The organism is Ideonella azotifigens, assembly GCF_006519715.1.
In the GTDB taxonomy this organism is placed as follows: domain Bacteria; phylum Pseudomonadota; class Gammaproteobacteria; order Burkholderiales; family Burkholderiaceae_C; genus Ideonella; species Ideonella azotifigens.
On sequence record NZ_VIDT01000762.1, the window covers coordinates 1 to 2417 of the forward strand.

Sequence of the window (2417 nt, forward strand, 5' to 3'; positions counted from 1 at the left end):
GTGCAGGCCATGCACGCCATGTGGCTGGCGGACATGGCGCAGCACCGCCTGGGCGTGTCGCTGGCCGCACCCAGTGCGCTGGAGGTGCGCTACCGCTACAACCCCGATGTGAAGAGCCTGCCGGCCATGGTGCCGGCCGTCATCCCGCTGCTGCTGATGATGATCCCGGCCATGCTGGCGGCCCTCTCGGTGGTGCGCGAGAAGGAGCTGGGCTCCATCCTGAACCTCTATGTCACGCCGGTCACCCGCACAGAGTTCCTGCTCGGCAAGCAGCTGCCCTATGTGCTGCTGGCGATGTTCAATTTCCTGCTGATGTCGGCGCTGGCCGTCAGCGTGTTCGGCGTGCCCATCAAGGGCAGCTTTGCCACCCTGAGCCTGGCGGCGCTGATCTTCGTCGTGGCTTCGACCGGCTTCGGCCTGCTGGCTTCCACCTTCACCAAGAGCCAGATCGCGGCCATCTTCGTGACCATGATCGCCACGATGATCCCCTGCGTGCAGTTCGCCGGCCTGCTGAACCCGGTGTCGTCGCTGGAAGGCATGGGCGCCTTCATCGGCCGCATCTATCCCGCCTCGCACTTCCTCACCATCAGCCGCGGTGTGTTCAGCAAGGCGCTGGACGTGACCGGCCTGGCGCCGTCGTTCTGGCCGCTGCTGGCCTCGGTGCCGGTGATCCTGGGGCTGGCCATCGTGTTGCTGAAGAAGCAGGAAAGCTGAGCATGGCCAAGACCGCTTCCGTCGCGAACATCTACCGCCTGGGCGTCAAGGAGCTGTGGAGCCTGGTGCGCGACCCGATGATGCTGGTGCTCATCGCCTACACCTTCACGCTGTCCATCTACGTGGCCGCCACCGCAATGCCCGAGAGTCTGCACAACGCGGCCATCGCCATCGTCGACGAAGACGCCTCGCCGCTGTCCGCGCGCATCGTCTCCGGCTTCTACCCACCGCACTTCAAGGCGCCCGAGCTGGTCAGCCGCCAGGCCATGGACGCCGGCATGGACGACGGCCGCTTCACCTTTGTGCTGGACATCCCGGCCGGCTTCCAGCGTGACGTGCTGGCCGGCCGCGCGCCCACCGCCCAGCTCAACGTGGACGCCACCCGCATGAGCCAGGCCTTCACCGGCAGCGGCTACATCCAGCAGATCGCCAGCGACGAGGTGGGGGACTACCTGCGCCGAGCCCAGCCTGCCGCCGCGATGCCGGTGGCGCTGGACCTGCGCATGCGCTTCAACCCCAACCTGGAGCAGGCCTGGTTCGGCTCGCTGATGGAGATCATCAACAACGTGACCATGCTGTCCATCATCCTGACCGGCGCCGCGCTGATCCGCGAGCGCGAGCACGGCACCATCGAGCACTTGCTGGTGATGCCCGTCACGCCCACCGAGATCATGCTGGCCAAGGTCTGGGCCATGGGCCTGGTGGTGGCACTGGCGGCGCTCGCGGCGCTGGTCTTCGTGGTGCAGGGCGCACTGCAGGTGCCGGTTGCGGGCTCAGTGGCGCTGTTCATGGCGGTGGCCGTGCTGCACCTGTTTGCGACCACCTCGCTGGGCATCTTCATGGCCACGCTGGCGCGCAGCATGCCGCAGTTCGGCATGCTGCTGGTGCTGGTGCTGATCCCGCTGCAGCTGCTCTCGGGCGGCGCCACGCCGCGCGAAAGCATGCCGCACCTGGTGCAGGACGTGATGCTGGCCGCACCGACCACGCACTTCGTGATCGCCGCGCAAGGCATCCTGTACCGTGGTGCCGGCCTGTCTGTCGTGTGGCCGCAGATGCTGGCGATTGCCGGCATTGGTGCGGCGCTGTTCAGTGTGTCGCTGGCGCGCTTTCGGCGCACCATCGGCCAGATGGCTTGATGGCCTGACCCCTCTTGGAGGAAATACCCAACATGCCTGCTCCCGTGATGCCTGCCGGCGAAGTCGGCCTGGTGCGCAACCGCCTGTTCAGCGAGATCGCCATCGGCGACCACGCCGAGATCGAGCGCCGCCTCACCGCCGAAGACATCCAGCTCTTCGCGGTGCTCTCGGGCGACGTCAACCCCGCGCACCTGGACGCCGACTACGCCGCCGCCACCCGCTTCCACGGCGTCATCGCCCACGGCATGCTGGGCGGCGCGCTGATCTCGGCCGTGCTCGGCACCCGATTGCCCGGCCCCGGCACCATCTACCTGGGCCAGACGCTGAAGTTCCTGGCCCCCGTGCGCATTGGCGACCTGCTGCGCATCTCGGTCACCGTCAGCACCCGCGAAGAGGCCCATCACCGGCTCACGCTGGCCTGCTCCTGCGTGAACCAGGACGGCGTGACGGTGATCAGTGGCGAGGCCCAGGTCATCGCACCCACCGAGCGGGTCGAGCGCGCCCGCACCACCTTGCCCGACGTGCGGCTGGAGACGCACAGCGACGGCCCGCAGCGCCTGATGGACC

The 2417-nt window shown here is 67.8% G+C and carries 3 protein-coding genes; all 3 read left to right on the top strand.

From position 1 onward, the window contains the following. Positions 1-714 (top strand): ABC transporter permease (locus FKP22_RS27365; RefSeq protein ID WP_141291112.1); only part of this gene is annotated, 714 nt, incomplete at its 5' end. A gap of 2 nt (positions 715-716) precedes the next feature. Next, positions 717-1850, top strand: a complete 1134-nt coding sequence (locus tag FKP22_RS27370; RefSeq protein ID WP_141291114.1) for an ABC transporter permease — start codon at positions 717-719, stop codon at positions 1848-1850. Positions 1851-1882: 32 nt separating this feature from the next. Continuing rightward, a partial coding sequence (locus tag FKP22_RS27375) for a MaoC/PaaZ C-terminal domain-containing protein (RefSeq protein WP_233446979.1) occupies positions 1883-2417 on the top strand: 535 nt, incomplete at its 3' end.

Bases quoted from the DNA above. Each gene is read 5' to 3' on its own strand.
- FKP22_RS27370 (WP_141291114.1), top strand. From the start codon at position 717: ATGGCCAAGACCGCTTCCGTCGCGAACATCTACCGCCTGGGCGTCAAG.